We start from the raw sequence: 19,587 nt of genomic DNA, 5'->3' as shown, positions 1-19,587 counted from the left end.
CCCCCTTTGCAAATCTCATACTATTCTCTCCTTTTAACCAAACCTCTATTGATTAAATACTCGAATGGTTTATACAATAGCATTAATATGATACATATAGCCGTATACTTATTTAAAAATAACCGTACTAGTTTGAAATATGCAATATCTATCGTAGTATAAATCGATGTTGGTCCATCTGCACCTCCTATAATTGCAATACTTGCATTTGACATCATTAATGGCAAAATGAAGTCAGCAAGAAAAACTAATAGCGCTATGATTATTGAAAAAATGATATGCTTGCTTATATTCCATCTCGTTTTCATTTTCATCAATTTTCTCCTTCATTCTATAATTTTACCCCGCTTAATTAGCACCGATCTTTTTAAGCGTATTAAGGGTTGACATCAAAAAATACCTCTTAGTTGCTAGGTCAATGTTTTCTGAATACATGTAGTTTTATGAAGCATTGGAGAGATTTTTGATTAGAATAAGGACCAAGAAAAAGTTATTATGAATAATCATCACTCTAAATAAAGTGACAGTAATTACTTCAATTCTCTTAATTTCTAAAACCTTATAAATACTCTACTCTCTTATTCTCTCTATAAATCACTTACTTAACAATTATCATTATTTTAACTTATTTCATGTAGAATTACAATCAAAATCTAGGCTATTTTAATTACCCAAACATTATTCTACAAAATATTATAGATAAGAAGCAAACAAAAAAAGGGCCCTCAAAAACAAATATAAATTTCTTGAGCCAACCCTTTCTCTTTAGTTAATATAAGATATATTTTATACTGCAAAAAACCTTAACGGTTTAAACCTCTCCCACCGTGTGGTCCCTTATGAAATACCGAACTCAACGCATCAGCTTGTGCTTGTGTAATAACGTTGTCAGTTACTAAAGATGTTAATGGATCAACTTTGGGTTGTTGTGCATCGAAATATTCTTTTATTTCATCTGCAGTTTTACCTTTTAATGCATCCATTTCTAATTGATTCTTCACTCTAATATCCTTCATATAAGCTAGGATTTCATCTGCTTTAGCTTGTGTGATTGTATTATTTGTGACAAAAGATTCTAACGCAGTTGAAAGCTCTGTTTGATGTTGCTCTAATCTTTCTGCTTGCATATAAGCTTCAATTTTATCCATTTCATCTTGAGTCAAAATATTATTTGAAACCAATTCTTCTTGCAAATTAATTCTTACTGTATTTCCTTTATTTTCAAAATAAACTTGACGTTCTTCTTGTGTCATACTTTCTATTTCTTGTCTCTCAGCTAATCTTTCAGCTTCTTTGTCTGATATAAGGTCCTTAATTGCTGTTGCTTGTGTTGAAGTAATCAGCCCCGCAGCTACAAGTGTATCGGTGTCAAATAATGAGCCGCAACCTTCTACACCTTTTAAATTTCTACCTTGTCTAGCACCAAACCCATTTAATCTTGTACCCTCTTTTCTCAACCCTCTTGTACTTTGATCTGATGTTGAGTCTTTTATCAATCCATTCATTTGATTACCTACACCCAAACCATTTCTAGAATGAGTACCCGCAAAAGCACCTGTACCTAATGATACCACCAATGTTCCTACTGCTATAATTCCTATAGCCGTTTTAATTTTACTGTTCATAATAATTCTCCTTTCAAATTGTACTTCTCATTATTTTGTTAGTCGTTCTTTCGAACGTAAGCTTATTATATGATCTTAAAGTTACAAAAAACATACATGAACGTCACAGTATAAACGAGTTTATGTTACAGTTCTGTCAACATTTTAAAAATCACTATATATCTGCTTCAGAAATTGATATAATTTAACCATACTTAAAGGTAAAGACGATTAATTACTTTGAAGTTAATCCGATAGAGTGTAAACTCTAGTGAATATAGAAGGCGAGTAGCTTTTGATTAAGGAACTCCATTACAGATGAAAGGATGTCATTTATGAATACAAAAACAATATTGATTGTTGATGATGAAATGAAAATACGTATTCTTTTGAAAGATTTTTTAGAAAAAGAAGGCTATCATGTACTTGAAGCCGCTGATGGTAAACAGGCTATTGAAATCTATGAGGCATCAATGTCCTCAATTGACTTGGTATTATTAGATGTCATGTTACCTATTTTTGATGGATGGACTGTTTGTAGAGAAATTAAAAAAAAGAATGATGTGCCCATTATTATGTTGACAGCCAGGAGTGAAGATTTTGATGAAGTTCATGGTTTTGAAATTGGTGCAGATGATTATGTTAAAAAACCAGTAAAACCCTCAGCCCTAGTCGCACGTATTAATTCCTTATTTAAAAGAATCGATAAACTGGACAGCAATAAGCATGTTTTTTACTTAGACCAACTTGAAATTGACCCTTCTTCTCATTTAGTTACACTAGATGGAGAAGTCATCAACTTAAGTCCAAAAGAGTTTGAATTATTACTTATGCTCACACAAAATTTAGGACAGGTCATTTCTAGGGAACAACTTTTAAATCAAGTGTGGGGCTATGAGTACTATGGTGGAGAACGAACGGTGGATACGCATATTAACCGATTGAGAATTAAGTTAGGAAGTAAAGGAAACGCTATAGCCACCATCCGAGGTTATGGCTACCGATTCGAGGTGTAAAATGAAAAATTCCATTTTTTTAAAATTATTTTTTTATATGATTGCCAATATTTTACTTTTTACTATTCTTTTATATATCTCTAACCTTGTTTTTGCCAATCAATACTATATCAATCACAAAAAAACGTCCTTGATTGAGAATAGTCAAAAGGTCAATGAATTGCTTGAAAATATAGAAGGTCCTTTTGATCGAGAAACAATAATGACAATAAATCGCTTAGAAAGAAACATTGGTGCTTCCATCACAATAGGCCAAATAGATGGTAATATATATTACCCTACGCCTGATAATTTACCCCAACGCATGTTAAATGGGAATAATAATCCGTTTTTTATATTTGATGAGGCTCCTACCCGTTCACAATTGACCTTACATGGTGGTAGAAGGGCTGATAAAATTGTCGTAATTAAAGACTGGGAACAATATGATGACAACTCTATTTTTGTAGGAGTTGAAGATCCTAGTTTATTGATTGATACCTTAAGGTTCCAGACCATTTTAGACAATGGTCTTACTTTGCTTATTTGGGTTCCAATGGCAGAAATATCTGAGAGTATATCTGTTTCCAATAGTTTCACTGCCATCATAGGGCTCATAACGCTTTTCATAACTGGTATATGGTCATTGATTATTTCCAAAAAATTCACAAGACCCATTACTGATATGAATCGAATTGCAAAAAAAATGTTAGATCTAAATTTTTCTAAGATTTTAGATGTAAAAGGCAATGATGAGATTGCAGAACTGTCCCATACCATTAATAAGCTCTCAGAAAAGCTTAATGATACGATCAATGAACTAAATGCAAAAAACTTACAATTAGAAGCAGATATTGATAAAGAACGGAAATTAGATAACATGAGAAAAGAATTTATCTCAAATGTATCCCATGAGCTTAAAACGCCGATTTTTCTTATTCAAGGTTATGCAGAAGGCTTAAAAGCGAACATCGCTAGCGATGAGGAAAAGAAGAATTTTTATTCTGATGTTATTGTTGAAGAAGCAGATAAAATGGATTTTATTGTGAAAGATCTTTTAGATTTAACACAAATGGAATCAGGAACCTTTTCAGTCTCAAAATGCACCTTCGACATTGGTAGTTTTACCAAAGACATTATGCGTAAAATGGAACCCCTAATATTAAGCAATGAAATTCATTTAGAATTAGAAATAGATGAACCTATTATGATTAATGCAGATCCTGACAGGATTGAACAAGTCCTCGTGAACTACATGACCAATGCCATTCATCACGTAGATGATCAGCATAAAATAAAAATTAAATTTCAAAAAACATCCAATAAAGCAAGAATATCCGTTTTCAATACTGGTATCCCAATTCCAGCAGAATCATTAGACAAGATTTGGTCAAGTTTTTATAAAGTTGATCATGCTAGAACCCGATCTTACGGAGGCTCAGGACTAGGTCTATCAATCGTAAAAAACATTATGAACGCACACAATAATCGCTACGGCGCAATAAATGTAACCAATGGTGTTGAATTTTGGTTTGAAATCGACCTAGTGTAAAGGGTAGTGTAAAGGGGACAGGCACTTATGTCTTATTTCGTTCTATCTCTACATATTCTTTCAACGATACCTGTACTAATACCCATAACGCGTCCAAGCTGTTTATAGGAGGCACCCGTTTTATTCCTCATATCGATAATGAGTTCGTTGTTTCTCTTCTTATTAGTGATAACAGGAAAACTCTCTAATTCATGTTTCAAAATCATATTTAACTCATCATCTGTCCATCGATTGTTTATATTCCAAGATGGTTTGTAAATTATTTTACATTCAAACATTACACCAAGCATTTCCTCTCTAGTTAAAAAAAATGTATGATATATACTTGTATTTAACCAATTATTCTTTCTTATATTTTTATAATATGTCTTACAGCTACTCCATTCATATTTATGAGGCTCCTTTATCAACCCAGCCTTAACAGGATTATTATGGATGTAAGTAAATAGTACTCTTAGATGATTTTCTGTTTCAACTGGCTCACTCTTGTAACGGCTTTGAAACAAATGGCCCACTCTTTGATATTTTTTATTATGATATTTAGCGTACGTTTCTCCAATCCTTTTCATACTTACACTCATATTCCCCAGATCTTCTAATAATAAATGTACATGATTGTTCATTAAACAATATAGCATAATTGAACACGATTCTTTTTCTACGGTTTCTTTTAATATTTCTAGAAATTTAGATCTGTCATAATCGTCCATAAATATATTTCGATTATCAATGCCTTTTAACATATTGTGGTATAATCCTGTTGAACTAACTATCCTATTTTTTCTTGGCATAAATATTCACCCTCTCTTTTTTATTTGTAGCATATCACAATATTTAGAATCATTGGTCTGCTGATAGCATACAACAAAAAAAGAAGGCTATTGAATAAACCTTCAAACCATAAGAGGTAAATTAAATTTTCTGGTTCACCATGTAAAGATATCACTAACGTTAATTTCTAGCCCTTTGAAAATCTCTGACTTAATAGTCATATCTTTCAAATATACCCAACTATCTCTGATATCTCGTTCCTCAAAATAGTAAACATATGTCAACTCTTTTTCTGTATCTACAAGCCAATACTCCTTTATGTTACTATTCATAAATAAATTCATTTTTTTCACCATATCTTTACTTCTTGTTGACTTGGATAATACTTCAACTACTAAGGTTGGTGTCCCTTCGTATTTACCTTCAGTAGTAACCTTCTCTTCATCACACATTACTAGAATATCGGGTTGGACTACATTAGGATCATCCTCAAATCTCTTCGCATTGTTGAAAAGCTTAACATCAAAAGGGGATGTAAGTGGTCTGCAGGGCTTTCCTTTAAACCAGTTGTAAAAATGTCCAAATATCTCATTCACAGCGACCTGATGCTTAAATAATGGCGAAGCCATATAATAAATCTCACCATCAATGAGTTCATATCTTTCATCCGTATTTTCAACAATTTCAAGATATTCCTCGTAGGTTACTTTTCTTTCTTTCTTGTAATTTAGGCCTTGCTCTTTTATCATGCCACTCTGTTCATCTTCAAAGGCAACCAACTTAGCTACACCCTTGCCATTTTTAGTAATAATAATATCCTCTTCTGCTATTGCTTGTGCTAAATACTTTCCAAAACTATTTTGAATATCTGTCGTTGATACTCTCATTTTACCATCTCCCTAAAATTCGTTTGCTGTTTTAGGTATATTTTACTTCTTTATGGCTAACTTGTCAAGAATATCTCAAAATCTTAGCTATATTATTAGCTAACACTTGATGCCATTCCAGTATAATAGACTTATTATTTAAATAAGCATTTGAGACAACGGCAAAGATAATCACTCCTCAATTTGCAAATAAAATAGATACCCATAGGATAGACACAAAAAAAATGTGTTTAAATCATGGGTACCATTTCAATTTTACCTTTATATTCCCTTAAAATAAGGCAAAAGTGCCTGTCCCCTTTAAAGGGCTTTTTGATCAAACATTTTCTTCCAACCTTCCGTATAATTTAGTCATTGTATATATTCTTAAGCTTAATGCTTCATGAATTTGATCCTTCGTCAATCTCCATTCCCAATTGTTCCCAATAGTAGAGGGAATGTTCATTCTAGCACTTGTATCTAGCCCTAAGAAATCTTGCATTGGTGCAACTGCTAGTTTCGCAACTGTGCTCCAGGCTGCTCTAATAAATCCCCAGCTATACCCTTCTGTCTCGTCTAATTTCAAGTAAGCAATTGCCTTTGTTACATCTTTTTTATCTGCATTTACCATCCATCCCATAACGGTATCATTATCATGTGTACCGGTATATGCAATACAGTTTTTATCATAGTTGTGAGGTAAGTAATCACTCACTTCCCTTGAATCAAAGGCAAATTGTAGCACCTTCATACCAGGATAACCGGAATCCTTAAGAAGTTTTATCACATCATCTGTAAGATATCCTAAGTCTTCGGCTATAATATCTACATTTTTAATATTCGTCTCAATTGCATGGATTAACTTCATGCCCGGCCCTTTGACCCACATCCCATCTTTCGCAGTTTCATCTCCGAATGGAATATCCCAATATGATTCTAGGCCTCTAAAATGGTCAATTCTAATGACATCATATAATTCCATACAACCTTCAATACGCTCTATCCACCACTTGAAGCCTTGTCTTTCTAGTACTCCCCAGTTATAAATAGGATTTCCCCAAAGCTGACCTGTTTTTGAAAATGCATCAGGTGGACAACCCGCTACAGTCTTTGGCATACAATTTATATCAAAGTTAAAAATATCTCTATTAGCCCATGTATCAGAACTATCTGTAGAGACATATATGGGGATATCTCCAATAATTTTAATGTTGTTTTTATTGGCATAATTTTTCAATTTATTCCATTGCTTAAAAAATGTAAATTGAACGAACTTCCAGAATTCAATTTCTTCTTTTAATTCAACTCTAATTTCTTCTAATGCGACTTCTTTTCTAAATTTTAATTCAGCAGGCCAATCCTGCCATTGGATATTTTTGTTTTTTATTTTTATAGCCATAAATTCAGAATAATTATGTAACCAGTGGTGCTCATTTTCAAATTCGGATATTTCTTTTTTTATTGTTGCATTTATCTTAGAGAATGCTTTCCTTAATACAATTAAGTTGATTCTTTCAACCTTCTCAAAGTTTACCTTTGATGTTTCATCACAATAATCTAATGTTTTATAATCATCTTGATCTAAAACTCCTTCTTCTTCTAGTATTTCGTAGTTAATGAACAATGGATTTCCTGCAAATGTAGAATACCCTTGATAAGGTGAATTACCGAATCCAGTATGTACCAGAGGAAGAAGCTGCCAATAGCTCTGTCCTGATTGTTTTAGGAAGTCTACAAATTCATATGCCTCCTTGCCAAAAGTACCTATACCATACTGATTAGGTAGGGATGATATATGAAGCAATATCCCACTTGTTCTACCTTGCATTGTTCTCCACCTTCTTACACTGAAATTTACTAGTATCCTTACACTCTATTTTACTATAATAGTGATTACCTAAATCATCCATAATCACAAATTCCAATTCCTTAACTTCATCATTATTCCTATTTACAATTGAAATCAAAACAGCTTCACCGGTTTTTTCAACGGTAATATTTATAGTTTTGTAATATCCCTTCAAATACTCTTTCGTAACTCCATCATCATCATAGTATGAATATGTTGCACCGTCGCTAACAAAACCTAAAACCCTTAGCTTACTATGATCAAGCTTCTCTACTGTCTCTGCAGAGTTCCCAACTACTAACAATCTATTTTTTCTAAGAAATATAGGAACTTCATCTAATTTAACATTGACAAAGTGATCCCCTGCTTTCATTAATTGCAAATTATTTTCTCTATAATTCTTAACCTTCCAAAGCACCATATCTTCTGGCAAATAAACATATCTTCCTCTTGCGTTGTTCACATAAATTGGAGATAGCATCAATGACTCTCCACATAAAACTTGATTATCTATATCCCGTTCTCTCTTACCATCATACTCAAATAATAGGTTCGAAAATAGCATCTTATTATGCAGAGCTGCCTTCATATATTCTGAATATAAATATGGTATCAATGCATATCTCAACTCGATCACATTTCTCAATATGTTTTTTGTGTCATCATCATAACTATATGGCTCCTGATATCTACTTCCCATCACACTATGATTCCTAAGTAACGGTGTAAAAATGCTGAACTGCGTCCATCTTATAACCATTTCTGCACTTGCATTATTTGAAAAACCACCAGTATCACTGCCTGAATATAAGAAACCACACATATTGATGGAAGGCATCATACGAATAGCCATAAGAATATGTTCCCACCAGGAACTGTTGTCCCCAGTCCATATGCCCCCAAATCTATGCATCCCAATTGATGACGCTCTCGAGAACAGCAAGAACCTCTTGTCTGGTTCAATTTCATCTAAGCCTTCAGCCGCCGATTTCGTCATATTGTAACCATATAAATTATGTACTTGATCATGTCTTACTTTAACACCTTCAATGCTATGATAAAACTTTTTATAATCCTCAATATTATTGGCTAGGTTCTCTACTTTACCCATGAGATCGAAATACGAATGAATATCTAATTCAATGGATTTGGCTTTTTCAACTTCTTTATAAAAATCTCTTAATCCTTCTTTTGTATAGAATATTGCAGGTTCATTCATGTCATTCCAAAACCCATCAATTCCCATATCTGTAAGCACTTTGTACTTCTGACCAAACCATTTTCTAGCCTCTAAATTCAAAAAATCCGGGAAATGTACCAATCCTGGCCAAACGGCTGCTACAAAAGGATCTCCTTTTTCATCTGTACAAAAATATCCCTTCTGAACCCCTTCCTCATAGACATCATAATTTTCTTCAATCTTTACTCCAGCATCAATAATAGGAATTAGTCTAAAGCCCTCATCCTTCATCGTCTTCACAAATTCTTGAAAATCAGGGAATTTTTCTTCACACACGGTGAAATCCTTATATCTTTCCATATAATCTATATCTAAATAAATAGCATCACAAGGTATTTTATTTTCTCTGAACTTTCTTCCAACCTGTTTGATTTCTTCAGCAGTTTTATAACTCCACCTACACTGTTGATAACCAAATCCCCACTTAGGAGGAATATAACTTCTTCCAATTAATTTCAGGAACTGATTCGTAATTTTCTTAAGTGAATCGTCTTCGATAAAATAAATATCAAAATCAGTCCCCTTAATCGTAATTTCAAGTTTATCCTTATCATTAAATCCAACATCATATATAATCTCGCCAGGGAAATCAATAAAAATCCCAACTCTTTCTCTATTTTCAGAAATAAAAAAGTTATGAGCACCATATAATGCCTCTTTTTCTGGTGTGTGTAGCGCATCATCAGAACAAAATGATTTTATAACTGTTCCTCTTTTATTCATCCCATGAACAGATTGACCTAACCCAATGATCATATCCTCTTCTTGAAGGATATGTGTTAAATGAGTCAATCCTTTCTGCTTATCAATTTTGATACAGCTAAAAAAGTCATTGGGAATAACACTACCCTTGAATTGAATTGACGGTAGTATTTGTTCATCTATAGCATAACAATTTATTGGATTCCCAACTCTGTATACATTCATCATCTCATCCTCCTGTCAATGTTACAAAACCTCCGCATTCGCTACGGTTTCGTAACCGAATGCAAGCTTCTCTTGCACATCGGTTAAACAAATTACTTTATTGAACCTTGGGTGATACCCTTAACAATATGTTTCTGTGCAATGATGTAAAAAACTACAATTGGTATCATTGCAATGATTAAGCCCGGTAACGCTAAATTCCACTTTTTAGAATACTGTCCAAAGAAATAGAACATTTTTAGTGGTATCGTATGCCACTCAGGTTTATTTATTACGAGTTGTGGTAATAAGAAGTCATTCCATATCCACATTGAATTTAGAATACTTACTGTTACAGTTATCGGCTTTAATAATGGAAATACAATCTTCCAAAACACTTGAAAAGTATTACACCCATCAATAATAGCTGCTTCCTCAAGCTCCTTTGGAACGCTTTTTATAAATCCGTGGTATAAAATAATTGAAAGTGAAGATCCAAAACCAAGATACATAAATATGAGTCCACCTCTATTTAAGAAACCGATCTTACCCATAATATTTATTAAAGGCAACATAACTGACTGAAATGGTATTAACATAGCTACTGCAAACATAAAAAACAAAAATGTACTTAATTTAGTATTGCTTCTCACCAACATCCATGCTGCCATTGAAGAGAATATAATGATGATCACCGTACTAATGACCGTAATACTCAATGAATTCATAAATGAATGAATAAAGTCTAGTTGCTTGAAAGCAGTAATATAATTGTCTGGTCTAAAGTATTCTCCAAAAGGTAATTTCATAGAGTTAATGGCTATGCCCTTTTGCGATTTAAACGAGTTTGTTACTACCAAATAAAGTGGAGACATGTAAAACACTGCTAATAAAAAACAAAGTGTCGCAAATCCATATTTCTTTATTTTATTACTCATTACATCTCCACCTCCCTCTTCTTAGAAAAATACATCTGTGTTAATGATATCCCTGCCACAACAACTAAAAATATGACGGCTTTGGCTTGGGCTATTCCCATATCTCTAAAAACAAATGCAGTATTATAAATATTCATAGATAACATTTCAGTGGTATGAGCAGGATCACCACCAGTCAGTGATAAGTTCTGATCATACAACTTAAATGAATTTGATAGTGATAAGAATATTCCAACTGTGAATGCAGGAGCAACCAGTGGAATTGTAATATTTTTAAGTCTTTGGAAGGGTGTTGCACCATCAACTTTTGCAGCCTCAATTAATGATTCTGGAATGTTTTGTATTGCAGCTATATAAATAACCATCATATAACCTGACATCTGCCATGCCATAAGAATTGCTAGACCCCAAAATCCTGTTGTTTCATTAGATAACCATCCTGTTAAGGAATCCCACTCCATTACCTTTCCAACATATCCAAAGGCATTTATAAAAATAAACTGCCACAAAAATCCAAGTATGAGTCCTCCAATTAAATTTGGCATAAAGAATATACTTCTATAAACTCCACTAAATTTAGGGACTTTTGTTACGATTAAGGCCAATGAAAATCCTATAAAATTAATCATAAATACAGACACTACAGTGAATTTGGCTGTAAAAATAAATGCATTAAGAAAATTTTTGTCATCCGTAAAAACTTTTATATAATTCTGAATTCCAATCCAAGTTGCATTGTTGTTAATCCCATTCCAATCTGTAAAGGAATAATAAATCCCTAGAAACATTGGTATGATAACTACGATTGCAAATGTCATTAAGATCGGACCTACAAATACACTAAACCAAGTCTTAGAATGTTTCATAACGAGACTCCTCCTAGAAATGATAGATTATTTCCTAGTTACTAATTTTATACCACCAGATCATTTTTATATAACAGAAACAATTGCTTATGCAGAGCTTTCATAATATACAATGAAAATGGCTGCGCCAAGTTCAAGCTCTCGTTACCTATCTGCCACTATTCCAATTTCATATGCAGTATTTTTATAATAAATAAGAAAAAATGAGGAGGATTATCCTCCTCATTCTAGCAATAAATTATATTATTTATTTTCTTAATTCAACCCATTGATCTTTTGAATTATTGATTGCTTCTTCCCAAGTGATATCACCTGCTAAGTATTTTTGAAGTTCAGCACCAAGTACTTCCATTCCCCATCCAGTAGGATATCCCATAAATACCCATGGCATTGTCTTTCCTTGATCTGCATATTCTTTTATTGATTTTCCTAGTGGATCTTTAGGATCAATACCAACATATGTAGTTAGTGGTGGAATAAAAAAGAATTTTTCAACTACTATTTTCTTGCCTTCTTCTGAAGTATATAACCAGTTCAAGAAATCTTTAGCTGCAGTTTTCTCAGCATCTGGACTTGCACTGTTTACTGTCCAATACATTGGCACACCAACTGGTACGCTGTCTCCCTTTCCACCTTCTATAGGAATAGGAAGAAAAGCTAGATTTGATGCAACTGTTTCGTCAATTCCCTCAATACCACCATAGATCCAGTTACCTTGTTGAATAATAGCAACTCTTTCGATTGCTAATCCATTATCAACTTGAGTAGCATAATCAACAGCATTTAAATTGCCTTTTTTCTTAGCACTACTTGAATAATCTGCTTGAATATCGACTAACTTTTTGAAGGCATCCGCATATTTGAATTCAACTGACTTTGCTTCGTTCGCTTCAATTGAACTTGAAAATTCTTGAGAAAGTGCTACGTTAGCTAAATGTAATCCAGTTACCCATGTTTCTTTAGCTGGAAATTCAAATACAGCTTCTAAAAGAGGATATTTATCGCTTAACTCACCTGATTTGATTTTTTTATCAAGCTCTACTACTGCTGTCTCTAAGCTTGCATAATCTTTAATTTTTGATGCATCGATTCCTGCATCTTCAAATATAGCCTTATTGTATGCGAATCCATAACCTTCGATAGCGTATGGTAAACCATAAACCTTACTATCCATCGTTACACCTGAAAGCACGCCTTCAACCGCATCCTTAACCCATGGTTGATCTGAAAGGTCTTCAAGTTTACCCATCCAATCTGCTACATCTTGAGGTCCACCTACATTGTAGATATCTGGTTCACTCCCTGATTGGAATTTAGCAAGAAGTGCCGCGCCATAATCGTCTCCACCACCTACTGTTTCAAGATTAATCTTTACATTAGGATTCATGTCTTGATATGCTTCGATTGCAGCTTGAAGCTCTGCATTAATTTCAACTTTAAATTGGAAAATATCTACCTCTACAACTTCAGCCTTGGCTGGAGTTTCTCCTGGTGTAGCTGGTTCATCTTTTTTAGCACACCCCGTAAATGCTAAATTAAGAATCATAGTAACTAATAATGCAATTGATAACAATTTTTTAAACTTCATAATTCCCTTCCTCCAATATACTAATATTTTCTTCTGATTCATAGTCAAAAACATGGCATTTCTCCATACAGAACTTAAATGAATGACTTCTTTCAACTTTGATGTCCTTAGAATCCAACGAATTAATTCGGGATACTAACTTAATGTCACCTAGTTTAAAATGTATGTAACTTTCATTCCCTAAATGTTCTATAACTTCTACATATCCATCAATATCATTTTCATTCTGGTCATTTGACAATTCAATGTCTTCGGGTCTAATGCCTAGCCATACTTTTTTATTAATACTTTCCTCCATTCTAGAAGATTTTTCAATAGAAACTTGGAATTCTTCACCTCCAATCTTTACGAACGTTACATCATTCTTTTTAATTAGAACGCCTTCAATTAAATTCATTGCTGGTGAACCAATAAAACCCGCTACAAATTTGTTTGCAGGATAATGATAAAGATTAAGTGGTGTATCAACTTGCATAATTTTCCCTAGATTCATGACACATATCCTATCCCCCATTGTCATAGCCTCAACCTGATCGTGGGTAACATATATCATGGTATTCTTCAGTTTTTGATGTAACTGCGTAAGTTGAACTCTCATATTTACTCGAAGCTTTGCATCTAGATTAGAGAGTGGCTCATCAAATAAGAATACTTCTGGGTCTCTTACAATTGCCCTACCTACGGCAACCCTTTGACGTTGCCCTCCGGATAGTTGCTTAGGTTTTCGACCTAACAAATCTTCTATTTCCAAAATTTTAGCTGCTTCTGCGACTCTAATTTTAATCTCTGCCTTTGGAACCTTTTTCATTTTTAGTGAAAAAGCCATATTATCAAATACTGTCATATGTGGATAGAGGGCATAATTTTGGAATACCATAGCTATACCTCTATCTTTGGGTGGTATATCGTTTACAATACGATCACCAATGGCTACTTCTCCTCCGGAGATTTCCTCTAAGCCTGCAATCATTCGAAGACTTGTAGATTTTGCACATCCAGATGGACCAACAAAAACCATAAATTCTCCATCTCTAATTTTCAGGTTTATCCCATGAACTGCCTTAAATCCATTTGGGTATACTTTTTCAAGACCTCTTAACTCAACTGATGACATAGCCCTTCCTCCTAAATTTTAATTAATGATTCCCTGCTGATAAACTCTGTATCTAATTTGTAATGAAGGTTTTGCCCACCTTTAATTAGATCAAATAAGATTTCAACACTCTTCTCGCCTAATAGACCAACAGGTTGCTTAATTGTAGAAATTGAAGGCATGAAATATTCAGCAAATTCATTTCCGTCAAATCCTAGTACTGAAATATCTTCTGGAACTCTTAAGCCTCTTTCTAAAATTGCCCTAGTTGCACCAATTGCCATTATGTCAGTTGCAACAAATACTGCCGATATTTTACTGCCCCGATCGAGAAGTTCAATCATTGCATGATGTCCTGACTCAAAACTATAGTCACCAACAGCTACATAATCCTCGTTAATTTCTATGTTACTATCTATCAAGGCTCTTTTATAGCCCTCATATCTATACTTACAACCACTGATATCATCATTTTTAATTCGAATCATTCCAATTTCTTTATGTCCAAATTCTATAAGCTTCTTAACTCCTCTATAGGAAGCCTCGTTATCGTCAATACAAACTGATGAAATTACATCTCTATCGGTACCACCTGAAACTACTGCTGAACAAAGAACGATAGGTGTTTCTAACTCTTCAATTTGATGGTCCTCAGTTATATCATAGCTACCACCTAAGCAAATGAGTCCACTTAATTTCTTTTCCTTGATGAGTTCAGTTGCAACATTTGTATCACTTGAAGTACAATCCTTAGGATTATAATGAAGAATCATGGCATAATCAAATTTTGCAATTTCCATTTCTATCACTCGTACGATTCTGGAGAAGAATGGGTTATAAATTCCCTTTACTAGAACTCCAATGGTTTTCGTTTCTGATCTTTTTAAATTTCTAGCACTATTATTAGGTATGTAATTATATTCATTGATGATATCGAGTATGTTTTCTCGCGTTTCTTTCTTAACATCCGCATGGTTATTGATTACTCTTGAAACTGTAGTGACACCAACTCCAGCAATTCTTGCTATATCCTTAATGTTCACGTTCTTTTTCATTCGCTCAGCTCCTTTTGGTACCGTTTCTGGTATCGTTTCCGAAAACGTTTCCAATTGCTATTATACAACGGATATCTTTTTTTGGCAACATACAATTTAACCAATTTTTACAGTATAAAATAGCTGATATTACCAAATATAAAAAACTCAATATCATAAGGAGATATAATAATTTCTTTTTTATATCCCTACTTTCATTAGTTTTTGTATTTATGAATTATATTGCTACTTATTACAAAAAATAGAATAATGAGTGGCACACATTTTTTTATTGAGGAGTCAACAATGGATATATTAAGTGATTACTTATTAGAAATGGATACAGACGGATATAGTTTAATCCTATATATTAATCCTAGCAATACTGAATTTGCCAGTGAAATTTTTGATACTACCAAAGAAATATCGAAAAATTTGAAAGAGTGGATTATTAATTGGTCAAGCGCACAAGCTCCCCGACTTAAAATTCATACTGTGAGAGTTATGCTAGGAACTTTTTTATTAATAACCATTCATATCCCTTTCCAGTTAGATAATAATAGTAGTAATTCCCAAGTATATGCTCAAACGAATGATAAGTTTAATATGTCCTATCTTTATTTTGGGAGCCCCAGTACCCATGTAGACAGAGTTCTTAGAACAAATAATTCTTTAAAAGTGGTATCCCCAAGTTATTTTAATTTAAATGAAAATGGAAACTTAGAATTAACACCTCTTCTTGATTCAAATTTTATTAACGAAATGCATAACCGGGGTATAAAAGTGGTCCCCTTTTTAAGTAACCATTGGGATAAAGCTAAAGGTATCAAAGCTCTAGAAAATCGCGATCAATTGGTAAACGATCTTGTAGTTGCTATCGAAGTCAATAACCTAGATGGAATAAATATAGATATTGAAAATGTTACTCCTGCACAAAAAGAAATGTATGTAGACTTCATAAAACAACTTAGAGAAAGACTACCTTCAGATAAAGAAGTATCCGTTGCTGTTGCTGCAAATCCAAACGGATATACGACCGGTTGGCAGGGTTCTTATGATTATGCTGAACTCGGGAGATATGCTGATTATCTAATGATAATGGCTTACGATGAAAGTTCCTACGGCTCTGAACCAGGTCCAGTTGCAAGTCATGATTTTGTTGAACGTTCTATCCAATATGCATTAAAGCATGTTCCAGCTGAAAAAGTAGTACTTGGAATATCCTTTTATGGACGCTATTGGAATGTGGAAAAAGGAATTAAGGGCAATGGTATTCATTTGACCAAGGTGCAAGAACTATTGTCAGCCTATGAAAACACAATAACCTATGACAATAAATATCAATCACCAAAAGCAGTCATTAAGGTCAAAGCAGGCGATCCACCTATACAAGTTTTTGGTAAACCACTTGCTTCTGGAACATATACAATATGGTATGAGAATGCTGACTCCATAAAAGCCAAACTTATGTTAGTACAAAAATATAATATCAAAGGAACCGGTAGTTGGAGCTTGGGTCAAGAGCATAGTGATGTATGGATGTATTATGATTTGTGGTTGAACAGTAAATATTTTGAGGATATAAATCAGAGTTGGGCAAAAGATGAAATTTTAACGATTGTGCAAAGGGAAGTCATGACCGGTATGACTGAAACTAAATTTTCCCCCACGGGTACATTAACAAGAGCTCAGGCCGCTACTGTTTTGGTAAGAGCCTTTAAATTACAGAGCTTGGACCAAGAAATCAAAGCTTTTATTGATGTTCCTACTACCCATTGGGCAAAGGAAAATATTGATACGATAGTCTCACATGGAATCATGGAAGGGATAAGTATCGATACCTTCTCCCCCGACGAACCATTAACCCGCGAACAAATGGCAATGTTATTATATCGTGTGTTAGAACAGCAGCCCTCAACATCAGTAGGAACGAGTACCTTTACCGATGTTGAATCTGGTAGATGGTCTGAAGAAGCTATTCATAAAATGACTTTAACCGGTATATATAAGGGCTATCCTGATAACACTTTTCGCCCTGCAAAGTCCATGGAACGTCAGGAAATGGCTACGCTTATGAATCGGGTTTTAGATAAGAATGAATGAAACCCCCATAATATATATTTGTTGTAATCAAAAATATATCCTATAAAATAAACACACAAAACTGTCTATTCTAGAGGATATATTTAAACTTCAAAAAAATGCTCTAATATTTATTTATGTAATTTAATAATATGATAAAGAGTCTCTTTCATCTCATTTCTATTAACAATCTTGTCGATAAATCCATGTTCCAACAAAAACTCTGCTCTTTGAAAACCTTCAGGTAAGTCTTGCTTTATCGTTTGCTTGATTACCCTAGGGCCTGCGAATCCGATTAAACTTCCCGGCTCTGCAAGTATGATATCTCCAAGCATGGCAAAGCTAGCTGTCACCCCACCCGTAGTTGGATCTGTTAAAACAGTTATGTAAAGGCCTCCTTGATCACTAAATCTACCAACAGCCGCTGCTGTTTTTGCCATTTGCATAAGAGATATGATTCCTTCTTGCATTCTTGCTCCACCTGATGCACAAAAAATAATCAGCGGCAAGTTACTTCTAGTAGCTTCTTCAACCAATAGTGTAATTTTTTCTCCAACTGCGGCTCCCATACTACCCATCAAAAATCCACTATCCATTACGCCTATAGCAGCCTGTATTCCTTTTATCTTTCCAAAGCCTGTAACAACACCTTCAATTAACCCTGTTTTTTCTTGAAGTGCTGAAATTTTCGTTTCATAGGAAGGAAAGTTCAATACATTTTTTGTTACAACCTCCGTGTAGGCTTCCCCAAAGGTTCCTTCATCTATGACTAAGTTGATTCTGGACCATGCATCAAGTCTAAAGTGCTGTTCACATTTAATGCAAATTCTATTGTTGCTATGGAAGTCGTCTTTATATATGATTTCACCACAAAATTCGCATTTTACCCACATATCTTTTGGAACCTTTGGTACGCTGGAATATTTAGGAGTATTGTTTATATACTTTGTTTTAATAAATAAATTTACCATTACCTCAATCACCTCACCTTTTTATAACGAGTTTCTATAAATTGATTCAATCAAGTCTCTTGTTACCGGAACTGGCGAACAATAAAGTAGCAGTGGATTACCTGGCGTTTTATATACTAAGTCAACCAGTTGCTCTAGCTTTTCTTCTCCTATTCCTAACGTAGTAAGCGTATCACTTATTCCCATGGATATAAGCCAATTCTTAACTCCCTCTGCCGCTCTTTTGGCTTCATTTGGTAGTCCTTTTAGGTCTGGAACTATTGGCTGTAATATCTCTGCTAATATTTCTGCTTTTTTAGGGTACGTTTCTCTAATAACCGCCGGAAGGAGCACAGCAAGTCCTAAACCATGAGGCAATTCAGTTTTGATTGCGCTCATCGGATGCTCTAGAGCATGAGTAAGGTGAAGTGTCGAATTATCAAAGCTCATTCCTGCAATCATTGCAGCATATGTAAGGCAATATCTTGCTTGGAGATTCTCGCCATCTTCAAGTGCTTGAGGCAAATACTTTGCTATCAGCCTAACTACCTCTTTTGCCATCAAAATGACTAGAGGATTTGCAAGAAAGGAAGTGCAAGCCTCAAGAACATGGTTTAATGCATCAATTGTTGTATAGGCTGTTTGACCTTTTGACAAAGATACCATCAGCTTTGGATCATCAATTGAATACTTTGGGTATAAAAATTCATAACCAATACCTATTTTAAAATTTCTGTCTTTTATACTAAGTACCGCAAATCTATTCGTTTCTGAACCTGTACCATGGGTTGTATTGATTGCTAAAATAGGAAGAGCATTTTTTGGTTCAAATACACTATCAAATAGCTCTGAGGTTGAATATTCTGGATATAAGGTCATAATTGCAACAATTTTTGCTGCATCTATCGGGCTTCCTCCTCCAATTCCTATTACACCATTTGCTCCTGTTTCAATTGCAAGTTTAACCGCTTCGTCTACTTCGTCAGAAGTTGGGTTTGGTGAAATCTTATCAAATAAAACATAGCTAATATGATGTTTTTTTAATGCCTTCTCAACATGATCCCATGCTCCTGTTTTTTTATAGGCAGACCTTCCAGTAACTATAATTATTTTATGAAAGCTATGATTTTTTTTAATTTCTTTAAGGACATCAAAGGTTTTTTCAATAGCACCGTTACCTAAAACAACAGATACTTTACCTCTTATTTCCCTTACTTTATCCATTTTTATCGTGTTTTCCCACATATTGAACC

16 protein-coding genes are annotated in these 19,587 nt (G+C 34.0%); 3 read left to right on the top strand and 13 right to left on the bottom strand.

Features of this window, described 5'->3' with window-relative positions:
- Window positions 1-20: 20 nt before the first annotated feature.
- Together CVU84_08120 and CVU84_08115 are read right to left on the bottom strand one after the other, a co-directional pair.
- Window positions 21-314 carry a hypothetical protein gene (locus CVU84_08120; protein ID PKM94881.1) on the bottom strand — a complete coding sequence of 98 codons (294 nt, stop codon included), beginning with the start codon at window positions 312-314 and terminating at the stop codon, window positions 21-23.
- A gap of 489 nt (window positions 315-803) precedes the next feature.
- Window positions 804-1,625, bottom strand: coding sequence for a hypothetical protein (locus tag CVU84_08115; GenBank protein PKM94880.1), 822 nt, complete (start codon window positions 1,623-1,625; stop codon window positions 804-806).
- Window positions 1,626-1,939: 314 nt separating this feature from the next.
- Between CVU84_08115 and CVU84_08110 the strand changes: the two genes are divergently transcribed.
- Both CVU84_08110 and CVU84_08105 read left to right on the top strand, forming a co-directional pair.
- Window positions 1,940-2,620 carry a DNA-binding response regulator gene (locus tag CVU84_08110; GenBank protein PKM94879.1) on the top strand — a complete coding sequence of 227 codons (681 nt, stop codon included), beginning with the start codon at window positions 1,940-1,942 and terminating at the stop codon, window positions 2,618-2,620.
- 1 nt (window position 2,621) lies between these two features.
- Window positions 2,622-4,151, top strand: coding sequence for a two-component sensor histidine kinase (locus CVU84_08105; GenBank protein PKM94878.1), 1,530 nt, complete (start codon window positions 2,622-2,624; stop codon window positions 4,149-4,151).
- Window positions 4,152-4,183: 32 nt separating this feature from the next.
- Here CVU84_08105 and CVU84_08100 read toward each other — a convergent pair whose 3' ends face one another.
- The 9 genes from CVU84_08100 to CVU84_08060 form a co-directional block, all read right to left on the bottom strand.
- Window positions 4,184-4,942: a transposase gene (locus tag CVU84_08100; GenBank protein PKM94877.1), complete on the bottom strand. Its 759-nt coding sequence runs from the start codon at window positions 4,940-4,942 to the stop codon at window positions 4,184-4,186.
- A 135-nt stretch (window positions 4,943-5,077) separates the two neighbouring features.
- Window positions 5,078-5,809, bottom strand: a complete 732-nt coding sequence (locus tag CVU84_08095; protein PKM94876.1) for a prevent-host-death protein — start codon at window positions 5,807-5,809, stop codon at window positions 5,078-5,080.
- 316 nt (window positions 5,810-6,125) lie between these two features.
- A complete protein-coding gene (gene malQ, locus CVU84_08090; GenBank protein PKM94875.1) occupies window positions 6,126-7,616 on the bottom strand; it encodes a 4-alpha-glucanotransferase in 1,491 nt (496 codons plus the stop codon).
- Entirely contained in the window at window positions 7,606-9,807 is a 2,202-nt protein-coding gene (locus CVU84_08085; protein ID PKM94874.1) for an alpha-glucosidase, read from the bottom strand. The genes malQ and CVU84_08085 overlap by 11 nt, the downstream gene beginning before the upstream one ends.
- Before the next feature lie 89 nt (window positions 9,808-9,896).
- Complete coding sequence (locus CVU84_08080; GenBank protein ID PKM94873.1) at window positions 9,897-10,721, bottom strand: sugar ABC transporter permease; 825 nt, start codon at window positions 10,719-10,721, stop codon at window positions 9,897-9,899.
- A complete protein-coding gene (locus CVU84_08075; protein ID PKM94872.1) occupies window positions 10,721-11,587 on the bottom strand; it encodes an ABC transporter permease in 867 nt (288 codons plus the stop codon). Before CVU84_08075 ends, CVU84_08080 begins: the two co-directional genes overlap by 1 nt.
- Before the next feature lie 247 nt (window positions 11,588-11,834).
- Complete coding sequence (locus tag CVU84_08070; GenBank protein PKM95010.1) at window positions 11,835-13,178, bottom strand: sugar ABC transporter substrate-binding protein; 1,344 nt, start codon at window positions 13,176-13,178, stop codon at window positions 11,835-11,837.
- Window positions 13,165-14,289, bottom strand: a complete 1,125-nt coding sequence (locus tag CVU84_08065) for a sugar ABC transporter ATP-binding protein (protein PKM94871.1) — start codon at window positions 14,287-14,289, stop codon at window positions 13,165-13,167. The genes CVU84_08070 and CVU84_08065 overlap by 14 nt, the downstream gene beginning before the upstream one ends.
- 11 nt (window positions 14,290-14,300) lie before the next feature.
- Window positions 14,301-15,323 (bottom strand): LacI family transcriptional regulator, encoded by a 1,023-nt coding sequence (locus CVU84_08060; GenBank protein ID PKM94870.1) that lies wholly within the window; start codon window positions 15,321-15,323, stop codon window positions 14,301-14,303.
- A gap of 249 nt (window positions 15,324-15,572) precedes the next feature.
- Between CVU84_08060 and CVU84_08055 the strand changes: the two genes are divergently transcribed.
- Window positions 15,573-17,405, top strand: coding sequence for a glycoside hydrolase (locus tag CVU84_08055; GenBank protein ID PKM94869.1), 1,833 nt, complete (start codon window positions 15,573-15,575; stop codon window positions 17,403-17,405).
- 110 nt (window positions 17,406-17,515) lie between these two features.
- Here CVU84_08055 and CVU84_08050 read toward each other — a convergent pair whose 3' ends face one another.
- Window positions 17,516-18,355 (bottom strand): acetyl-CoA carboxylase carboxyl transferase subunit beta, encoded by an 840-nt coding sequence (locus CVU84_08050; protein ID PKM94868.1) that lies wholly within the window; start codon window positions 18,353-18,355, stop codon window positions 17,516-17,518.
- Between the two features lie 21 nt (window positions 18,356-18,376).
- Window positions 18,377-19,579 (bottom strand): alcohol dehydrogenase, encoded by a 1,203-nt coding sequence (locus tag CVU84_08045; GenBank protein ID PKM94867.1) that lies wholly within the window; start codon window positions 19,577-19,579, stop codon window positions 18,377-18,379.
- Between the last annotated feature and the right edge of the window lie 8 nt (window positions 19,580-19,587).

Source organism: Firmicutes bacterium HGW-Firmicutes-1 (assembly GCA_002841625.1).
GTDB lineage: Bacteria > Bacillota > Clostridia > Lachnospirales > Vallitaleaceae > HGW-1.
The sequence above is the reverse complement of the archived record's forward strand: the minus strand, read 5'-3'. Positions and strand labels throughout refer to the sequence as shown.

Excerpts from the sequence above, each read along its gene's own strand:
- CVU84_08055 (PKM94869.1), top strand. The coding sequence starts at position 15,573 with ATGAGTGGCACACATTTTTTTATTGAGGAGTCAACAATGGATATATTA.
- CVU84_08105 (PKM94878.1), top strand. The coding sequence starts at position 2,622 with ATGAAAAATTCCATTTTTTTAAAATTATTTTTTTATATGATTGCCAAT.
- CVU84_08085 (PKM94874.1), bottom strand. The coding sequence starts at position 9,807 with ATGATGAATGTATACAGAGTTGGGAATCCAATAAATTGTTATGCTATA.
- CVU84_08110 (PKM94879.1), top strand. The coding sequence starts at position 1,940 with ATGAATACAAAAACAATATTGATTGTTGATGATGAAATGAAAATACGT.
- CVU84_08100 (PKM94877.1), bottom strand. The coding sequence starts at position 4,942 with ATGCCAAGAAAAAATAGGATAGTTAGTTCAACAGGATTATACCACAAT.
- CVU84_08060 (PKM94870.1), bottom strand. The coding sequence starts at position 15,323 with ATGAAAAAGAACGTGAACATTAAGGATATAGCAAGAATTGCTGGAGTT.
- CVU84_08080 (PKM94873.1), bottom strand. The coding sequence starts at position 10,721 with ATGAGTAATAAAATAAAGAAATATGGATTTGCGACACTTTGTTTTTTA.
- CVU84_08075 (PKM94872.1), bottom strand. The coding sequence starts at position 11,587 with ATGAAACATTCTAAGACTTGGTTTAGTGTATTTGTAGGTCCGATCTTA.
- malQ (PKM94875.1), bottom strand. The coding sequence starts at position 7,616 with ATGCAAGGTAGAACAAGTGGGATATTGCTTCATATATCATCCCTACCT.
- CVU84_08045 (PKM94867.1), bottom strand. The coding sequence starts at position 19,579 with ATGTGGGAAAACACGATAAAAATGGATAAAGTAAGGGAAATAAGAGGT.
- CVU84_08095 (PKM94876.1), bottom strand. The coding sequence starts at position 5,809 with ATGAGAGTATCAACGACAGATATTCAAAATAGTTTTGGAAAGTATTTA.
- CVU84_08065 (PKM94871.1), bottom strand. The coding sequence starts at position 14,289 with ATGTCATCAGTTGAGTTAAGAGGTCTTGAAAAAGTATACCCAAATGGA.
- CVU84_08115 (PKM94880.1), bottom strand. The coding sequence starts at position 1,625 with ATGAACAGTAAAATTAAAACGGCTATAGGAATTATAGCAGTAGGAACA.
- CVU84_08050 (PKM94868.1), bottom strand. The coding sequence starts at position 18,355 with ATGGTAAATTTATTTATTAAAACAAAGTATATAAACAATACTCCTAAA.
- CVU84_08120 (PKM94881.1), bottom strand. The coding sequence starts at position 314 with ATGAAAATGAAAACGAGATGGAATATAAGCAAGCATATCATTTTTTCA.